This window comes from Stenotrophomonas sp. CS3K5 (assembly GCF_059515225.1).
Genome location: NZ_JCAKRX010000016.1, coordinates 1 through 18534 on the forward strand (window position 1 = coordinate 1; position 18534 = coordinate 18534).

General features: G+C 67.1%; 15 protein-coding genes and 4 tRNA genes. 5 read left to right on the forward strand and 14 right to left on the reverse strand.

Features of this window, described 5'->3' with window-relative positions:
- From AC5YGJ_RS18805 to AC5YGJ_RS18830, 6 genes are all read right to left on the reverse strand, one after another.
- The coding region (locus tag AC5YGJ_RS18805) for a GTP-binding protein (RefSeq protein ID WP_238482135.1) at window positions 1-138 on the reverse strand (138 nt) is incomplete at its 3' end.
- Between the two features lie 41 nt (window positions 139-179).
- Window positions 180-255 (reverse strand) — tRNA-Thr (locus AC5YGJ_RS18810).
- A gap of 49 nt (window positions 256-304) precedes the next feature.
- A tRNA-Gly gene (locus AC5YGJ_RS18815) sits at window positions 305-378 on the reverse strand.
- Between the two features lie 24 nt (window positions 379-402).
- Window positions 403-488 (reverse strand) — tRNA-Tyr (locus tag AC5YGJ_RS18820).
- Window positions 489-625: 137 nt separating this feature from the next.
- Window positions 626-1642: an isoaspartyl peptidase/L-asparaginase family protein gene (locus tag AC5YGJ_RS18825; protein ID WP_249841832.1), complete on the reverse strand. Its 1017-nt coding sequence runs from the start codon at window positions 1640-1642 to the stop codon at window positions 626-628.
- Between the two features lie 105 nt (window positions 1643-1747).
- Window positions 1748-2767 carry a cyanophycinase gene (locus AC5YGJ_RS18830; RefSeq protein ID WP_496187400.1) on the reverse strand — a complete coding sequence of 340 codons (1020 nt, stop codon included), beginning with the start codon at window positions 2765-2767 and terminating at the stop codon, window positions 1748-1750.
- A gap of 170 nt (window positions 2768-2937) precedes the next feature.
- Between AC5YGJ_RS18830 and AC5YGJ_RS18835 the strand changes: the two genes are divergently transcribed.
- Window positions 2938-5676 (forward strand): TonB-dependent receptor plug domain-containing protein, encoded by a 2739-nt coding sequence (locus AC5YGJ_RS18835; RefSeq protein WP_496187401.1) that lies wholly within the window; start codon window positions 2938-2940, stop codon window positions 5674-5676.
- 548 nt (window positions 5677-6224) lie between these two features.
- Here AC5YGJ_RS18835 and ychF read toward each other — a convergent pair.
- From ychF to AC5YGJ_RS18875, 8 genes are all read right to left on the reverse strand, one after another.
- Window positions 6225-7316, reverse strand: a complete 1092-nt coding sequence (gene ychF / locus AC5YGJ_RS18840; protein ID WP_249841835.1) for a redox-regulated ATPase YchF — start codon at window positions 7314-7316, stop codon at window positions 6225-6227.
- 117 nt (window positions 7317-7433) lie between these two features.
- Window positions 7434-8012 (reverse strand): aminoacyl-tRNA hydrolase, encoded by a 579-nt coding sequence (gene pth / locus AC5YGJ_RS18845; protein WP_049395820.1) that lies wholly within the window; start codon window positions 8010-8012, stop codon window positions 7434-7436.
- A 48-nt stretch (window positions 8013-8060) separates the two neighbouring features.
- Window positions 8061-8675 (reverse strand): 50S ribosomal protein L25/general stress protein Ctc, encoded by a 615-nt coding sequence (locus AC5YGJ_RS18850; RefSeq protein WP_409460943.1) that lies wholly within the window; start codon window positions 8673-8675, stop codon window positions 8061-8063.
- Between the two features lie 110 nt (window positions 8676-8785).
- Window positions 8786-9745, reverse strand: coding sequence for a ribose-phosphate diphosphokinase (locus tag AC5YGJ_RS18855; protein ID WP_005415400.1), 960 nt, complete (start codon window positions 9743-9745; stop codon window positions 8786-8788).
- A gap of 140 nt (window positions 9746-9885) precedes the next feature.
- A tRNA-Gln gene (locus AC5YGJ_RS18860) sits at window positions 9886-9962 on the reverse strand.
- 11 nt (window positions 9963-9973) lie between these two features.
- On the reverse strand, window positions 9974-10843 hold the full coding sequence (ispE, locus tag AC5YGJ_RS18865) for a 4-(cytidine 5'-diphospho)-2-C-methyl-D-erythritol kinase (RefSeq protein ID WP_496187402.1): 870 nt from the start codon (window positions 10841-10843) through the stop codon (window positions 9974-9976).
- Window positions 10840-11502: a lipoprotein insertase outer membrane protein LolB gene (lolB, locus tag AC5YGJ_RS18870; RefSeq protein ID WP_496187403.1), complete on the reverse strand. Its 663-nt coding sequence runs from the start codon at window positions 11500-11502 to the stop codon at window positions 10840-10842. Before lolB ends, ispE begins: the two co-directional genes overlap by 4 nt.
- Entirely contained in the window at window positions 11499-13184 is a 1686-nt protein-coding gene (locus AC5YGJ_RS18875; RefSeq protein WP_496187404.1) for a tetratricopeptide repeat protein, read from the reverse strand. The genes lolB and AC5YGJ_RS18875 overlap by 4 nt, the downstream gene beginning before the upstream one ends.
- A gap of 63 nt (window positions 13185-13247) precedes the next feature.
- Here AC5YGJ_RS18875 and hemA point away from each other — a divergent pair, with 63 nt between their 5' ends.
- From hemA to ppk2, 4 genes are all read left to right on the forward strand, one after another.
- Window positions 13248-14531, forward strand: a complete 1284-nt coding sequence (gene hemA / locus AC5YGJ_RS18880; RefSeq protein ID WP_249841839.1) for a glutamyl-tRNA reductase — start codon at window positions 13248-13250, stop codon at window positions 14529-14531.
- Entirely contained in the window at window positions 14509-15591 is a 1083-nt protein-coding gene (gene prfA / locus AC5YGJ_RS18885; RefSeq protein WP_309339028.1) for a peptide chain release factor 1, read from the forward strand. Before hemA ends, prfA begins: the two co-directional genes overlap by 23 nt.
- A gap of 4 nt (window positions 15592-15595) precedes the next feature.
- Window positions 15596-17308 (forward strand): O-linked N-acetylglucosamine transferase, SPINDLY family protein, encoded by a 1713-nt coding sequence (locus tag AC5YGJ_RS18890; protein ID WP_496187405.1) that lies wholly within the window; start codon window positions 15596-15598, stop codon window positions 17306-17308.
- A gap of 187 nt (window positions 17309-17495) precedes the next feature.
- A complete protein-coding gene (ppk2, locus tag AC5YGJ_RS18895) occupies window positions 17496-18278 on the forward strand; it encodes a polyphosphate kinase 2 (RefSeq protein WP_249841842.1) in 783 nt (260 codons plus the stop codon).
- Window positions 18279-18534: the final 256 nt, after the last annotated feature.

The following is an 18534-nucleotide window of genomic DNA, read 5'->3' on the forward strand; positions in this document are numbered from 1 at the left end:
TGCCTTGAACTCGCCACCGAAGCGCTCGGCACCGATCTTGGTCAGTGCGGCGGTCAGCGTGGTCTTGCCGTGGTCGACGTGACCGATGGTGCCGACATTGACGTGCGGCTTGGTGCGCTCGAACTTACCCTTGGCCATGGCTGCTTATCTCGAATTCGTCTGAGAGGTGATGCTTAAGATGGTGCTCACGAAAGGAATCGAACCTTCGACCTCTTCCTTACCAAGGAAGTGCTCTACCGACTGAGCTACGTGAGCCGAGTTTTGCATTATGACATGAACTCGATAAGATTCAAAGTTCATTCAATGGAGCGGGAGACGGGAATCGAACCCGCACCATCAGCTTGGAAGGCTGAGGTTCTACCATTGAACTACTCCCGCGCCGGGAATGTCACAACGTGAAACTGGTGGAGGGAGGTGGATTCGAACCACCGAAGGCGTAAGCCAGCAGATTTACAGTCTGCCCCCGTTGGCCGCTTGGGTATCCCTCCTTACCACCCCATTCCGTTGCCGCCGAAGCGTTGCGGTGTGTGGTGGTGAGCCGCTTATTCTGCTGATGGGACGGAGGCCTGTCAACGCTTTTTTCCATCTTTTTCACACGTTGTCGCAAACCCATTGATACGCAAGGTTATTGCCCGGGGACCGGCAGGCTCTCGCTGGCGAAAATTGCGACATGCGGGACACCGTCGGCGCCGATCCAGCCCCGATACATGCCCTGGGTGTTGAAGGGCGTGGCCATTTTTCCGTCTGCAGCGAGCACGATCGCGCCGCCGTCGCCGCCCATCTGCGGAATCGTCTCGTTGATCACGCCCTTGCCGGCCTGTTCCGGGGTCTGCCCCTGGTAGCGCATGCGGGCACAGATCTCGTGCGCGGCGGCCGTGCGGATGTAGTACTCGCCCCAGCCGGTGCCTGATACCGCGCAGCGCGCATCGGCCCATGTGCCGGCACCGATGATCGGCGAGTCACCCACCCGGCCATAGCGCTTGTTGGTCATGCCGCCGGTGGAAGTGCCTGCTGCGAGCTGCCCCTGCGCATCCAGCGCGACCGCGCCGACGGTACCGAAGTGTCTTGCGGTCTCCAGATCGGCGTGCGCCTGGCCGCTGGCCTCTTCCTTCAGTGCACGCTGCAGCTGCTGCCAGCGCTTTTCGGTGCGGAAGTAGGACGGATCGACCAACACCGTGCCCTGCTCCACTGCGAACGCCTCGGCACCCTGCCCGACCATCATCACGTGCCTGGACTTCTGCATGACCGTCTGCGCCAGCAGAATCGGGTTGCGCACCCGCTGCACGCCGGCCACCGCGCCGGCGGCCTGGGTGGCACCGTCCATGACCGCAGCATCCAGCTCGTTGCGGCCGTCATGGGTGAACACCGCCCCCTTGCCGGCATTGAAGGTGGGATCGTCCTCAAGCACGGTGATCGCCGCCGTGACGGCGGCCAGCGCCGGACGGCCGGCGGCCAGTTCGGCATGGCCCTTCAGCAGCGCGGCACGCAGCGCCTCACGCGCGGCCTTCTCTTCGGCCGGTGACAGATCCTTGCGCTCGACACCGGCACCGCCATGGATGACCAGCAGCGGCGAAGCCGCCGGCGCGGCCTGGGCCAGCAGCGGCAGGGACAACAGCGCGGACAGCGCAAGGCGCAGTTTCATCGGGTACGTCTCCAGCAGATCGAGGGAATGGATTGCAGGGTAATGCCGGCCTCTGCCCGGCAAGGGGCGCATCAGCGCAGGCGAGTTGCCGGCCAGCGACCGGCACTACCGACGGGTGAACTCAAGCTCGCCGTCATTGATGTCGGCCACCGCCTGGTAATCGGCATCGGCCTCGAAGTCATCCAGCCGCATGCGGCTGCCGCTGGCAACCACCGTCACCGGCACCGCATGGAAGCGCAATGGCTCGCCCTCGACCAGCCGGTCGGCATCGCGACCGGGGCTGACCACCCAGACCTTGCCCTCGCCATCAGCGCTGTAGACCTGGGCCTGGCCATCGGGCTCCACGCACAGGGCAGTGTCTTCGTCCACGCCGATGCCGACGATGCCGGGGTCACCACTGTCCTGCGCTGCGCGCGCCACGAACACGATCAGGCGGCCGAGCCGGTCACGCTTGTCGAAGTGGGTGTCGGTGACCACGCGCTGGAGGTAGGGCATCTGCAGGAAACCATGGTCCAGGGTGACAGCGCTGCCCATGGGATCGGCCAGTGCACCGGCCGAGGTGATGCTGCCACCATCGAGCGCGCCATAGGCATAGCCGCCCAGGATCGCCAGGCCGGCACTGGTGCCGGCGATCGGCTTGCCGGCACGCACGTGTGCATTGAGCGCACGGTTGAGCGCGGTGCCCTTCCAGAAGCGGATGTAGCGCGACTGGTCGCCACCGGCGATGAAGATGGCATCGGCCGCGGCCACCACGCGCAGCACGGCCGGATCGTCGGCGCCCCGGCGGCTGTCGAAGACCAGGGTCTGCACGGCGGTGGTGCCGCCGATGTCGTGGTACAGCCGGTCCTGCAGTTCATCGCTGCCGGAGGCGCGCAGGATCAGCACGCGGCCGTTGCCGGCCTGCCGCAACCACCACTGGAAGGCATCGGGCACCCACTCCCCACCGCCCATCAGCATCATGGCCGGGGCGCGCGGGCCGGGCCGCGGCGCGTCCAGATCGCCCACTTCGTAATACGCAAAGCCGGGACCGTGCAGGTCCTGCGCGGACGTGGCCAACGGCCAGGCCAACACCAGGACCACCAGACAGGTGATCGGGGCAAACCAGGCCTGATGGAGGCGTCGCATCTTGATCTCCCTGAACAAAATCGACCTGCAAGCGTTTTCACTCTTTGCCAGATGGACACCCAGTAGTCAAGAGCATGAAAAAGGCGTTAAATGCGCGCGCCCATTGCAGAAACATGAATGGGGGACAGGGCCCCTCCTCTGCGGGCCGGCATCATTTTTGAGAATTCCTCATGCGTAGACAGGCGATGGCGTGGTCGATCCAGCTGGCGTTGATGGGTGTGGCTGCTTCCGCGGCGGCCCAGGCACCGGCTTCCTCTTCGATTCAACAACTGGACGCGGTGCAGGTCACCGGCTCGCGCATTCCGCGTGCCCAGGTGGAAGGCCCCGCACCGATCACGGTGATCAATGCCGAGCAGATCCGCTCCAGTGGTTTCACCAGCGTGCCGGACGTGCTGCGTGCGATGACCCAGAACGGCGGTGAGACACAGAGCCAGCAGTCGTCCAGCGGCGCCGACTTCTCACCCGGCGCACAGCAGGTCGATCTGCGCGGGCTGGGCCCGAACCACACCCTGGTGCTGGTCAATGGCCGCCGCATCGCCGACTTCCCGATGCCGTTCAAGGGCCGTAGCAACTTCACCGACGTCTCCAACATCCCGCTGGGCATGATCGAGCGCATCGAAGTGCTGACCGGCAGCGCTTCGGCCATCTATGGTTCGGATGCGATCGCCGGCGTGGTCAACTTCATCCTGAAGAAGAAGGCCGACGGCACCACGGTTGACCTGCGCATGGGCACCACCACCGAAGGCGGTGGCGAGTCGTTCGACATGAGCATCGCCAGTGGATTCAGCCACGGCGGTTTCAACGCCGTGTACAGCGTCGAGCTGCAGTCGCAGACCCCGTTGTGGGCCTACCAGCGCGACATCCAGGATTCGACCCAGGACGGTCCCACCGAAGGTTCGCGCATCGGCCGTCGCGCCTACCTGCGTACCGACTACAACGATGACTACCTCGACCCGGGTGCCGCCACCTGCGATGCGCTGGCCGCGCAGAACCAGGGCAGCACCTACCACGCCTACCGGCCGCGCTACGGCTACTACTGCGGCAGCGACGCATCGATCGGCTACGGCACCATCCTCAACAAGCGCCGCGGCGCCAACGGCTATGCGTCGCTGAGCTACGACTTCGACAACGGCCAGCAGTGGTTCGCCGATGTGCAGCTGGGCTACCACACGCTGTCGCTGATGCGCGACGTCACCTCGTGGGGCCGCATGGACGCCAACGGCGATGAGTCGGGCTACTTCAACAACGAAGCCACCGGCGGGATCGAGTTCTGGCAGCGGCAGTTCTCGCCGGAGGAAATGGGTGGGCTGCGCAACGCCATGGTGCGCAGCACGCAGCGCACCTTCAGCGTGACCACTGGCTTCAAGGGCAACCTGGCCGGCAACTGGGACTACGAAGCAGCACTGAGCCATTCGCAGTACCAGTCGCGGATCAGCTGGGCGCAGATCGTCGCCGCCAAGGCCAATGACCTGTTCCTGGGCCCGCAGCTGGGCGAGGATGATGAAGGCTTCCCGATCTACAACGCCGATCCGTCGCGCCTGTACCGGCCACTGACCCGCGCCGAGTACGATTCGATCGCCGCGCGCACCACCTACACGCCGAAGTCGCGCACCGAGACGGCGGCCTTCACCCTGACCAACAGCGCACTGTTCGGCCTGCCCGGCGGTGATGCCGGATTCGCGGCCACCGTGGAAGTGGGCCAGCAGGCGTACTCGCTCAATCCCGATCCGCTGGCGACGCAGTACTACTACTACAGCTGGAAGGATTCGGACGGCAAGGGCTCGCGCAACCGCTGGGCCACCGCCGCCGAGCTGCGCATGCCGCTGCATGAGACGGTGAATCTGAGCGTGGCCGGCCGTTACGACCAGTACCGCTATTCCGGCCACACCATCGGCAAGGCGACCTGGAGCGGCGGCCTGGAATGGCGCCCGATCGATGCCCTGCTGGTGCGCGGTTCGTACGGCACCGCGTTCCGGGCGCCGGACCTGCACTACGTGTTCGCAGGCCCGGGCAACGATGAGACCAGCGCTGAAGATCTGTACACCTGCCGCCTGGAAGAGGCCAGCGACTGTGCCGACTACGAGCGCGATCTGGTCCGCAGCCGCACCGGCAACCGCCAGCTTGATCCGGAAACCAGCACCTCGTGGAGTGCCGGATTGGTCTGGTCGCCGGCCATCGGCCTGGACCTGTCGGTGGACTGGTTCGACATCGACATGCGCAACCAGGTGCAGGATATGGACGTGCGCACGATCCTGGCCAATGAAGCCAACTGCCGCCTTGGCAGCGCAGACATCAGCTCGCCGACCTGCGTCGACGCGCTCGGCCGCATCACCCGTACCGCCGACGGCCGCCTGTACGGCGTGCGCGTGGAGCCGATCAACGTGGCCCGCGAGTCCACCTCCGGCATCGACGTCGGCCTGCGCTACCGCCTGCAGACCGGTATCGGTGACTTCATCCTCAACGGCACCCATACGTGGGTGAAGAAGCACGACTTCCAGCGCTTCGCTGGCGATGTGACCGAGGACCAGTTCGCGGTCAACAGCGGCTTCGATATTCCGCGCACCAAGACCAGCCTGAGCGTGACCTGGGAGAAGGCCGCGTGGTCGGCCACGGTTTACGGCTCGCGCCTGGGCAAGCTGCCGACTTCGGACAGCTACGACCAGGTGTTCGACTGGGACAGCGGCGACAGCCCCTACATCAAGGCAACCTACCGCTACAACGCATCGGTGCAGTACCGCTTCGACGACCATTCACGCCTGTCGCTGTCGGTGGTCAACGTGTTCAACAAGATGCCGCCGAAGGACCTGACCTATACGGCCTATCCGTACTACGACGTGTCCTGGTTCGACAGCGTCGGCCGCACGATCAATCTGCAGTACACCCACAAGTTCGGTGGCAGCGCGCTGTAAGCGCAGGCTGCAACGCAGGACATGGAACGCAGGGCCCGCCATTGGCGGGCCTTGTTCGTTTCGGCGGTGGTGCGGGCCAACCAAGGCCGGTCACTACCGGGGCATGCCGGTTTTCCACACACCGCGTGGAAAGCGATGGGAACTTGGTGTGGACAAGTGGGCGCGAGCGTTGTCGCACAAGCGGTTGCAGGCGTGGTTATTTTTTGTCCAGACCCACGGTTGTTTTCCACACGCCGCGTGGAAAGCGATGGGAACTTGGTGTGGACAAGTGGGCGCGAGCGTTGCAGCGCAGGCGTTCCGGGGCGTGGTGAAAATTTGTCCACCACGTGCTGTGCCAACCAAGGTTGGTACCTACCAGACAGATGCTCCTTGGTTTTCCACACCGGGCGTGGAAAGTGGTGGGGGTTTGCTGTGGACAAGGGTTCGCGAGTCTTGCGGCGCAAGCGTTTCAACGCATGGTTATTTTTTCGCCAACAACCGACAGGGGACCAGAAACGCGGACGCCCCGCGCAAGGCGGGGCGTCCGGGGTCGATCCGTTGCCGCTGGATCAGACGTTGAAGCGGAAGTGCAGGATGTCACCTTCCTGCACGCGGTACTCCTTGCCTTCTAGGCGCAGGCGACCGGCTTCCTTGGCACCCGCTTCGCCCTTGTACTTGATGAAGTCGTCATACGCGATGGTTTCGGCGCGGATGAATCCCTTCTCGAAGTCGGTGTGGATGACGGCGGCGGCCTGCGGGGCGGTAGCGCCCTTGCGCACGGTCCACGCGCGGACTTCCTTCACGCCGGCGGTGAAGTAGGTCTGCAGACCCAGCAGGCTGTAGGCCGCGTTGATCACGCGGTTCAGGCCCGGCTCGCTCAGGCCCAGGTCGGCCAGGAAGGTATCGCGGTCTTCGTCATCGAGCTGGGACAGCTCTTCTTCGATCGCAGCCGACACCGGCACCACCTGCGCGCCTTCGGCGGCGGCGTGCGCGCGCACGGCTTCCAGGTGCGGGTTGTTCTCGAAGCCGTCCTCAAGCACGTTGGCGATGTACATCACCGGCTTGAGGGTCAGCAGGAACAGGTCGCGCACCAGCGCCTTCTCTTCCTCGTCCAGGCCGACCGAACGACCGGACCTGCCGTCGGCCAGCGCGGCCTGCAGCTTGACCAGCACCGGCTTGCGCGCGGCCGCATCCTTGTCGCCACCCTTGGCTGCGCGCTCGGCACGGTTCAGTGCCTTCTCGACGCTGTCCAGGTCGGCCAACGCCAGTTCGGTATCGATGGTTTCGATATCCGAGATCGGGTCGACCTTGTTATTGACGTGGATGACGTCGGCGTTCTCGAAGCAACGCACCACGTGGGTGATCGCATCGACTTCACGGATGTGTGCCAGGAACTTGTTGCCCAGGCCTTCACCGCTGGCGGCACCGGCCACCAGGCCGGCGATGTCGACGAACTCGACCGCGGTCGGGATGACCTTCTGCGGGTTGATGATCGCCGCCAGCTCGTTCAGGCGCGGATCCGGCACCGGCACGATGCCGACGTTCGGCTCGATGGTGCAGAACGGGAAGTTCGCCGCGGCGATACCCGCCTTGGTCAGCGCGTTGAACAGGGTCGACTTGCCGACGTTGGGCAGGCCGACGATGCCGCATTTGATACCCATGGGTGACAGCTCTCTGGGGTGAAAGTGATTGGAGAAACAGCGCGCGCGCTGCTTGGCCAATCCATCTCGGTGTCGATCATTGTGTGCCAACCAAGGTTGGCACCTACCCAAAGCGGGTTATTTCGGGGTGTGCAGCCGCTTCATCGCTTCGCTGAAATCGCCCTGCACGGCCAGCGGCAGCACGTCGATCGCATCGTCGATGGCGCGCGCGATCAGCACGTCGTCTTCCTTGGACGGGCGACCGAGCACCCAGCCCACCACGCGGTCCTTGTGGCCGGGATGGCCGATGCCCACGCGCAGGCGGTGGAACTTGCCATGGCCGAGCAGGCGGATGGTGTCGCGCAGGCCGTTCTGGCCGCCGTGGCCGCCGTCGAACTTCAACCGCGCCACGCCGGGCGCCAGATCCAGTTCGTCGTGGGCCAGCAGGGTTTCCTCCGGCTCGATCTTCCAGAACCGCTGTGCGGCGGTGACCGACTTGCCGCTGAGGTTCATGAAGGTGGCGGGCTTGAGCAGCCACACCGTCTGCCCGGCAATCTCGACCTTGGCGGTCTCGCCGAACAGTTTGCTGTCCACATTCCATCGCGCACCGGCTTTTTCCGCCAGGGCCTCAACGAAATGAAACCCGGCATTGTGCCGGGTCCGGGCGTGTTCCGATCCGGGGTTGCCCAGACCGACGATCAGTCGCAGTCCTGCCATGGCTCCTTCCAGCACGGTGCCTGCCCGAAGGCAGGCACCGTAGCGGTATTACTCGGCAGCCGCTTCTTCGTCGGCCGCGTCGGCCTTGCCGGCCTTGGCGGTGACGATGGCGTCGTCGTGGTCCTTGCCCAGCGCCAGGGCCGGGATTTCCACGCCCTTCGGCAGCTTGATGTTGGACAGGTACACCACGTCACCGGCCTTCAGCTCGCCCAGGTCGACTTCGATCGACTCCGGCAGGTCCTTCGGCAGGCAGGTGATGGTCACTTCCTTCAGTTCGTGGGTGACCACGACGTCGGCAGCCTTGCCGGCCGGCGAGGTGTCTTCGTTGACGAAGTGCAGCGGGACCGAAGCGGTCAGGGTTTCGTTCTCGTTCACGCGCTGGAAGTCCAGGTGCATGATCAGCTGCTTGTACGGGTGGCGCTGCATGTCACGCAGCAGGACCTTCTGCACCTGGCCGTCCAGGTTCAGGTCCAGGATCGAGGCATAGAACCACTCGTTCTGCTGGGCCAGCCAGATTTCGTTGTGGTCCAGGCTGATGGCGACCGGCTCGGCGTTGCCACCGTACACGATGGCCGGGATCACACCGGCGTGACGCAGGCGGCGGCTCGCACCCTTACGCTGCAGTTCACGCTTGGTGACCTTGATTTCATGGGTCTTCGACATTTTCGACTACTCAGGTTGTTGCCGCGCCTTGCGGCGTGGCGGTTGAAGATGCTTCCGCGACCAGAAGCATCCGGGGTATGCCCCCACCGTTGCCGGCAGGGGCGAAAAACTCAATCGACGTACAGCGAGCTGACCGACTCGCCGAAGGCGATGCGGCGCATCGTTTCGGCCAGCATTTCCGCCACGCTCAGCTGGCGGATCTTGCTGCACACGCGCGCGGCGTCCTTCAGCGGGATGGTGTCGGTCACCACCAGTTCGTCCAGCTGCGAGTTGGTGATGTTGTCCACCGCCGGGCCCGACAGCACCGCGTGGGTGCAGTAGGCGGCGACCTTGAGCGCACCGCGCGCCTTCAGGGCAGCGGCAGCGGCGCACAGGGTGCCAGCGGTATCGACGATGTCATCGACCATCACGCAGGTCTTGCCTTCGACGTCACCGATGATGTTCATCACGGTGGAGACGTTGGCACGCGGGCGGCGCTTGTCGATGATCGCCAGGTCGGCGTCATCCAGGCGCTTGGCCACGGCACGGGCGCGGACCACACCGCCCACGTCCGGCGACACCACGATCAGGTTCTCGGTGCCGTAGGCGCGCCAGATGTCGGCCAGCAGCAGCGGGGACGCATACACGTTGTCCACCGGAATATCGAAGAAGCCCTGGATCTGGTCGGCGTGCAGGTCGACGGTCAGCACGCGGTCAGCGCCAGCGGTGCTGAACATCTTCGCCGCCAGCTTGGCGGTGATCGGCACGCGTGAGGAACGCATGCGGCGATCCTGGCGCGAGTAGCCGAAGTACGGCACCACGGCGGTCACGCTGGCCACCGATGCGCGCTTGAGCGCGTCGATCAGCACCAGCAGTTCCATCAGGTTTTCCGCGCTCGGCGCGCAGGTCGGCTGGATCACGAACACGTCCTGCTTGCGGACGTTCTCTTCGATTTCCACCTGCACCTCGCCATCGGAGAAGTGCGAGACCAGCGCCTTGCCCGGGCGAACCCCCAGTTCCTTGCAGATGTTCTGCGCCAGACGTTTGTTGGCGTTGCCGGAAAAGACCAGCAGGTTCGGGGACTCTTGCATCATGATTGTCTCGGGCGGGGACGAGTGGCGGGGATCCGGAGTCGGCAAGGACCCCGGTGGACCCTTGCTGCTGACAACACCGCGGTTGTTTCCACGTCCCGCGCGGGCGATGCGCTGGAAGGCGCGGACACAGCCGCTATTGGCAGGGGCGGTAGGATTCGAACCTACGAATGCCAGGATCAAAACCTGGTGCCTTGGGCCTCTTGGCGACGCCCCTGCATTGATAAATCAGTGTTGCTCGAGTGCATCCAGCAGTGGCGAACGCGCAACGCCCGCAGCCACCCTTGCCCGCAACTCCTTCGGCAACTTCGACCGTCCCTGCTCTGCGGCAGCCTGCGATGCGAACTCGACGAAACAACCACTTCCCGAACCGGTCAGTCGCGCCGGGCCAATGTCGCTCAACGCTGCAAGCGCTGCATCAACGGCAGGCTCACGGCGGCGCAGCACTGGTTCGAACGCGTTCCCGACCAGGGTCCCGGAAGCGAAGTCGTCTATTTTCGCCACTGGGCTGTCGCGCGTCAAATCCGGGTCTGCAAACAGGGCCGGCGTGGGAACATGGACGCCCGGCTCGACCACCACATACCAGGCCGGGGCGAGCGTGATCGGACGCAGGCGCTCGCCCACGCCTTCGGCCCAGGCGTTGTGGCCACGCACGAACACCGGCACGTCCGCACCCAACCGAAGGCCCAGGGCAGCCAGCGCATCTTCGTCCAGGCCGGCCCGCCAGAGCCGGTTCAGCGCCACCAGCACGGTGGCGGCATCCGATGAGCCGCCACCGAAGCCACCGCCGGCAGAAACATGTTTTTCGACGATGATGTCCGCACCTTGCGCGACATTTGCGACATCTTTCAGCAATCGCGCGGCGCGAACCGCGAGATCGTCAGCTTCGGCCACGCCAACCAAGCCCTCGCCCTGCCGGCGCACCTGGCCGTCTTCACGCAGGCGCAGGCCGATGCGGTCACCCCAGTCGAGCAGGCGGAATACGGTCTGCAGCTCGTGGTAGCCATCAGCGCGGCGCCCGATGATATGCAGGAACAGGTTCAGCTTGGCCGGGGCCGGCCACCAGGACCAGCCCGCACCCTCGACCACCGCATTCATGGAGCGCCCTGCCCCCACTGGTCCACCAGCAGTCGCACCTTGGCATCGCCCCGGCTGGCCTCGATCCGGCGCGGCAACGCCGGACGCGCTGCGTCGGCCGGGTACCAGTCCAGGTACTGCACCTGCCAGCCCATCTGCTGCATGCGGCGCGGCCGGCCTTCGCCGTCGCGTTCGACCGCCTGCGCGCCACTATCGGCGCCAGCGGCCACCAGGCCGCGGATCCAGTCAGGCAACGGGTTGACCGGAATGTCCCACCCGGTGGCGTCGAGCAGCAGCTGCTGGGCGTCCTCGCCCTCGCGTGTGCCGTCTGCCAGCCCTTCCAGGCGCCCACCTCCGGACTGGGTATCGCCGCTCAGCTTCCAGCTCTGTCGGGTCACCGGTGCGCTCAGTTCGACCACGTAGTGTCGGCCCTGCTGCTTCCAGTCGATGCGACCGCTGCCGCCGTCCTTGCCCTTGCTGACCGCCACCCGGCCCTGGAAGGCCCAGTCCGGCTGTGCGTGCAGCGCGGCCACGCGCGCCGCTTCGGCCTGCGCCGCCTCGGCCGAAACCGTTTCGACCACGGCTGGCGGCGCTGTCTTCTGGGTGCCCACGCTGGTACAGGCGGAAACGGCCAGGGTCGCGGCCGCCAACAGCAGCGGCCGGATCAGGGAAACACTCATGGATTGAACTTCTCGCGGGCGCGCAGCAGCGCGCGGTTCTCGGGATCGAGCTTGGCGGCTTCTTCAAAGAAGTGGCGGGCTTCGTCGTGCTTGCCCAGCACCCACAGCACTTCGCCGACATGGGCGGCGATCTCCGGGTCCTTGGCCAGGGTCCAGGCGCGGCGCAGCTGCACCAGCGCCTCCTCCTTGCGGCCCAGGCGATACAGCACCCAGCCATAGCTGTCGACGATGGCCGCATTGTCCGGCTCGGCCACACGTGCGCGGTCGATCAGCTCCAGCGCCTCCTGCAGGCGCCCGGTGCGGTCGGCCAGGGTGTAACCGAGTGCATTCAGCGCCGGTACGTTTTCCGGGTCGGTCACCAGGATCTTGCGCAGGTCGGCCTCGGCGCGCGGGATGTCATCGCGGCGCTCCCAGGTGAGCGCGCGCGCATACAGCAGGCCGTTGTCATCCGGGAAGGCGGCCAGGCCGCGGGCCAGCGCGTCCAGCTCACCGGCGCTGTCGTCGCCGCGCTGGCGCAGCTCGGCTTCCAGCAGGTAGGCGTCGCGGCGCACATCGTCATCGACAACCGCATCGGACTGGATCGCGTGCACTTCATCCAGCGCCAGCGGCAGGCGCCCGGCCAGGGCCTGGGCGTTGGCTGCGCGCAGGCGCGCCTCGCTCAGCTCATCGCCACCGGGCACGCTGTGGTACCACTGCACCGCCTCGGGATAGCGCTTGAGGTATTCGGCGATCTTGCCCAGCAGCAGGCGCTGCGCCGGATCCGGCTTGGCCGCCTGCCGCGACAGCTCGTTGTACAGATTGGACAGGGCGGCCTTGTCGCCCTGCTTGGCCAGCAGCGAGGCGCGCATGCCCCAGGTCTGCACGTCCTGCGGGCCGAACGCCAGCACGCGCTCGGCCGCGGAGGGCTGGCCGAGGCTGTCGTAGGCGATGGCCACCGCATTGCGCAGTTCCGGGTCCTGGCGGGTCCTGGGCTCGACGTCGTGCAGCAGCGACAACGCCTTGCCGGTCTCCCCGGCCTGCTGCAGCTGGCTGGCACGCAGCAGCGCCACGCGCGGTTCTTCGGGGAAGCGCTTGACCACTTCGTCGATCATGCGCCGCGCCAGTTCGGGCTTGTCCATGCGCAGGGCAAGGCGGCCGAACTCCTGCCAGGCCTCGATCTTCGGCGGAATGGCGTTGGCGTCGACCAGTTCGCCCAGCACCTGCGCAGGCACCGCCGGATCGCGACCGCCGCCGATCAGCGCGGCCAGGGCGAACTTCCAGCCGCGCTCATCGGGGTCGGCCAGCAGCCCCTGCAGCTCGGTGCGGGCGGCCTTCACATCGCCCTGGCGCATGGCCAGCGCACCGGCGGCACTGCGCATCGTCAACGAGCGCGGCGCGCGCTGTTGCCACAGGGCCAGGCCCTTGGCAGCACTGGCATCATCGTTGGCCAGCATGGAAATGCGGGTGGCACGCTCGGCCAGGCCGGCATCGCCGCCGGTCTGCTGGGCCGCCTGCAGGTACCAGCGCGCGGCCTCGGCCAGCTTGCCGGCCTGCAGCGCGAACTCACCGGCCATCACCGGTTCCAGCGCCAGTTCCTCCGTGGCCGGGACCCGTACGGGAGCCTTGGCCGGCACCGCCGCCAGGGCCTGGCCGCAGGCCAGGGACAGCAGCAGAACACTGGGGATGCGAATCAATGCGGGCATCGTCGGCATCGGGGCCTTAAAATGTCGTCCAATGGCCAGCAGCTTATCGCAAGCAACTGAACAATGACCCTGTGGGTGCTCGGACTGAATCACCAGACCGCACCGGTGGAGCTGCGCGAGCGCGCGGCCTTCGCCGGTGAGGCGCTGCCGCGCGCGCTGGGTTCGCTGCGCGACACCCCGCAGATTGCCGAGGCGGTGCTGCTGTCCACCTGCAACCGCACCGAACTGTACGCCGTGGCCGATTCGGCACAGGCGCTGGACCGGTGGCTGCACAGCCAGGCCGGCGACCTGCAGGGCTACCTGTACCAGCACGCCGATGCCGAGGCGGTACGCCACCTGTTCCGGGTCGCCACCGGGCTGGACTCGATGGTGCTGGGCGAGCCGCAGATCCTGGGCCAGGTGAAGGATGCCTGGTCCACCGCGCGCGACCACGGCCTGCTGGGCCAGCGCCTGGACCGGCTGTTCCAGCAGACCTTCTCGGTGGCCAAGCGCGCCCGCACCGACACCCAGGTGGGTGCCAACCCGGTATCGGTGGCCTCGGCGGCGGTGCGCCTGGCGCAGAACGCCTTCGCGCGCCTGGACGATTCCACGGTACTGCTGGTCGGTGCCGGCGAGACCATTGAACTGGCCGCGCGCCACCTCAGTGAAGGCAAGGTGCGCCGGCTGCTGATCGCCAACCGCACCCTCGCCCACGCCCAGGAGCTGGCCACCCGCCACGGCGGCGTGGCCTTGCCGCTGACCGAGCTGGACCGCCACCTGGCCGAGGCCGACGTGGTGTTCTCGGCCACCGCCGCGCGCGAACCGGTGATCCACCGCGAGATGGTGGCCAAGGCGCTGCGCGCGCGCCGGCACAAGCCGATGCTGCTGTTCGACCTGGCCGTGCCGCGTGACATCGAATCGGAGGTCGGCACGCTCAACGATGCCTTCCTGTACACCGTCGATGACCTGGAACGCGCGGTGGAAGACAACCGCCGCGGCCGTCGCGAGGCCGCCGCCGAAGCCGAGGCGATCATCGACCTGCAGGTGTCGCGCTTCGTCGAGACCCAGCAGGCCAGCGCCCACCAGGCCCCGCTGCGACAGCTGCGCGCGTTCGGCGAGGCCACCCGCGCCGAGCTGCTGGAGCGCGCGCGCCAGCAGCTGGCCAACGGCAAGCCGGCCGATGAAGTGCTGGAACTGCTGGCCCACGGCCTGACCAACCGCCTGCTGCACCCGCCCACCGCTGCGTTGCGCGCGGCCGCATTGAGCGGCGATGCCGACCTGACCCGCGCCGCGCAGCGCCTGTTCCCGGCCACGCCGGGTTACCACCATCCCTCCGTGAGACCCGATGACGCCGACCCTGCGCCGTAAGCTGGAAGCGCTGGCCGAGCGCCGCGAAGAACTGGAACGCCTGCTCGCCGAACCCGATGTGGTCGCCGACAACACCCGTTTCCGCGACCTTTCGCGCGAATTCGCCCAACTTGAACCGGTCGCCACCGCACTCGCCGACGAAGCCCGTGCCAAGGCCGACCTGGCCGCCGCCGAAGGCATGCGCGCCGACCCCGATCTGCGCGAGCTGGCCGACGAGGAAATCACCTCCGCACAGGCCCGCCTGCAGGCGCTGGAACAGGAACTGGCACTGCTGCTGGTGCCGCGCGACCCGCGCGATGAAGGCAACCTGTTCCTGGAAGTGCGCGCCGGCACCGGCGGCGACGAAGCGGCGATCTTCGCCGGCGACCTGTTCCGCATGTACGCCCGCTATGCCGAGCGCCAGGGCTGGAAGGTCGAGATCGAATCGGACAACCCCGGCGAGCATGGCGGCTACAAGGAAGTGGTGGCGCGCGTGGTCGGCCGCGGTGCGTTCTCGCGGCTGAAGTTCGAATCGGGCACCCACCGCGTGCAGCGTGTGCCGGCCACCGAATCGCAGGGTCGCATCCACACCTCTGCCGCCACGGTGGCGATCATTCCCGAAGCCGACGAAGTCGATGACATCGTCATCAACCCGGCCGACCTGAAGGTGGATACCTTCCGTTCGTCCGGCGCCGGCGGCCAGCACGTCAACAAGACCGAATCGGCGATCCGCATCACCCACGTGCCCACCGGCGTGGTGGTGGAGTGCCAGACCGAGCGCAGCCAGCACGCCAACCGCGACAAGGCGATGAAGCGCCTGAAGGCGCAGCTGCTCGATGCCGAGCGCCAGCGCCAGGACGCGGCGCAGGCCGAATCGCGACGCCTGCAGGTCGGCAGCGGCGACCGCAGCCAGCGCATCCGCACCTACAACTTCCCGCAGGGCCGGATCACCGACCATCGTGTCGAAGGCCTGACCCTGTACGACCTGCCCAACATCCTGGCCGGCGACCTCGACCCGCTGCTGCAGCGGCTCAGCCACGAGCACCAGGTCGACGCTCTGGCCCAGCTGTCGGCGGGCTGACCCGATGTCGGCCTGGCAGCAGCGGCAGCACCTGCAGCAGGCGATCGCACGCCAGCCCGGCGACTTCGTCGCCTGGGTGATGCTGGCCGACCTGGAACTGGAAGCCGGCGACATCGCTGCCGGCGAACAGGCCGCGCGACGCGCGCTGCAACTGCGCCCGAACCATCCCGAAGCGCTGGCGCGGCTGGGCCGTGTGGCCTGGATGGCCGGTGCACACAAAGATGCCGCAACGCTGCTCGGCCAGGCCTCGGCGCTGGCCCCGCAGCACCCGGGCATCGCACTGTGGCTGGGCCATGCCCTGGAAGACGCCGACGATGCCGAAGGCGCGGCTGCGGCCTATCGGCGCGCGCACACGCTGATGCCCGCAGAGCCCTACATCGCCGCCCAGCGGCTGGCCTGGCAGCGCCGCCTGTGCGACTGGCAGGACCTGGACGCCCTGGCCGCACAGGTACGCGGCGCGCTGGCGTCCGGCCAGGGCGTGGTCGAACCGTTCGCCTTTCTCAGCGAGGACGCCAGCGCCGCAGAGCAATTGGCCTGCGCACGCACCCGCGCACTGGCCGTGGCCGCTGCGGTGCGGCCCTTGCCGCCGGCGACGGTGCGCGCGCGTGGCCCGCTGCGGGTCGGCTTCCTCTCCAACGGCTTCGGCGCGCATCCGACCGGGCTGCTGACCGTGGCGCTGTTCGAGCAGCTGTGCCACGACCCGGCGTTGCAGCTGCATCTGTACGCACTGAACCGCGATGACGGCAGCCGCATCCGCCAGCGTCTGCAGGCGGCGGCGCAGCTGCACGATGTAACAGGGCTGCGACACGCCGACACGGCCGCACGCATCCGCGCACACGGCATCGACCTGCTGTTCGACCTGCGTGGCTGGGGCGGTGGTGGCACCCCGGAGGTGCTGGCGATGCGCCCGGCCCCGCTGCAGGTGAACTGGCTGGCCTACCCGGGCACGTCGGGCGCGCCGTGGATGGATGCGGTGGTCGGCGACGCCTTCGTCCTGCCACCCGCGCTGGAACCACACTACAGCGAACGCGTGCTGCGCCTGCCGCGCGCCTTCCAGCCTTCGGACAACACCCGTGCGCTGGAACCCGCGCCGGCCCGGGCCGACTGCGGCCTGCCCGCACAGGGCGTGGTGTTCTGCTGCTTCAACAACAGCTACAAGCTCAACCCGCGCAGCATGGGCCGCGCTTTCGCGGTACTGCAGGCGGTGCCGGGCAGCGTTCTGTGGCTGCTGTCCGCCCCCGGCCAGGCCGATGCACGTCTGCGCGCAGCCGCACAGTCCGCTGGCCTGGATCCGGCGCGCCTGGTGTTCATGCCCAAGCTGCCACATCCGCAGTACCTGGCCCGCTATCGACTGGCCGATCTGTTCCTCGACACCCATCCGTACAACGCCCACACCACGGCATCCGACGCACTGTGGGCCGGCTGCCCGGTGCTGACCTGCCCCGGCGATACCTTCGCCGCGCGCGTGGCCGGCAGCCTCAACCATCATCTGGGCCTGGCGCGGATGAATGCCGACGACGATGCCGCATTCATTGCCACGGCCAGTGCGCTGGGCAACGATCCGGTGGCGCTGGCGGCGTTGCGCTCTGAACTGGCGCAGGCACGCGAGCGCAGTGGGCTGTTCGACATGGGCGGGTTTGCCCTCGATCTGTCGGCGTTGCTGCAGCAGCTGGCGCGCGAGCACGGCTGGCTGGGAACAGAGGCGTCGGCTGGGTAACGTCGATTGGATGACGTCGACTGGGTAGAGTCGACTGTTGGTCGACTGCCCTCGGCAGGAAGCCGAAAACCCCGCGCTGCGCGCGATAGTCGACTGACAGTCGACTCGACCCCCACTCTTCCCGGCATCGACATCACCTGAGCGCCGCCTGCGCTACGCTGGGGCTTCCTTCCCGCGTGGTGTGACGATGGCCAAGCTCAAGCGCAAGGACTACGACGAACTGCTGCTGCCGCTGCAGCTGGAACTGACCGCGATGGCGCGCTGGGTGCAGCACAGCGGGCAGCGCCTGCTGGTGCTGTTCGAAGGCCGCGACACGGCCGGCAAGGGCGGTGCGATCCAGGCCATCAGCCAGCATCTCAACCCTCGCCAGTGCCGGGTGGTGGCCTTGCCCAAGCCCACCGACCGCGAAGCCACGCAGTGGTATTTCCAGCGCTACGCCGCGCATCTTCCGGCCGCTGGCGAGATCGTGCTGATGGACCGCAGCTGGTACAACCGCGCCGGCGTCGAGCGGGTGATGGGCTACTGCAGCGAAACCGAGTACCAGCAGTTCCTGCGCCAGGCGCCGGTGTTCGAGCAGCTGCTGGTGGACGACGGCCTGCTGCTGTTCAAGTACTGGCTGTGCGTGGACCAGGAGCAGCAGGAGAAGCGCTTTGCCGAACGCCACCTCGATCCTCTGAAGGGCTGGAAGCTCTCTCCGGTGGACCTGAAATCGCGCAGCAAGTACAGCGCCTACACCGAAGCCCGCGAGGCAATGCTGCGTGCGACCCATCGCGAGGCGGCACCGTGGACGCTGGTGGATTTCAACGACCAGCGCCTGGGCCGGCTGACTCTGGTGCGCAACCTGCTGGACCGGCTGCCGGACACGCGCGTGGATGCGCCGTTGCCGGAGCTGCCGGAGCTGAAGGGCAAGCTGCATCGCGAGCACTACGACGTGCTGAAGCCGATCGAGGATTTCCCGGTCGAGGACTAGGGGGTGTTCGGCAGGGCCTGCGGCCCTGCACCTGCTACGAACCAAGGCAACAGCAACAGCCGAATCAGAAGCGGCTTACCTGTGGGTAGGCGGGGTGGGTCCGGTTGCGGGGGCCGCTGCAAGTACGTCCATGTAAGCTCGGTCGCGGCTTGCTCGTGTGCGCTGTCCTGCGCACACGGCAAGACCGGGGTTGGGCGTCCTGCCCAACCCGCCCGAGGCATGCCTCGCGCCCATGCGGCTCACGCCCCCGCAACCG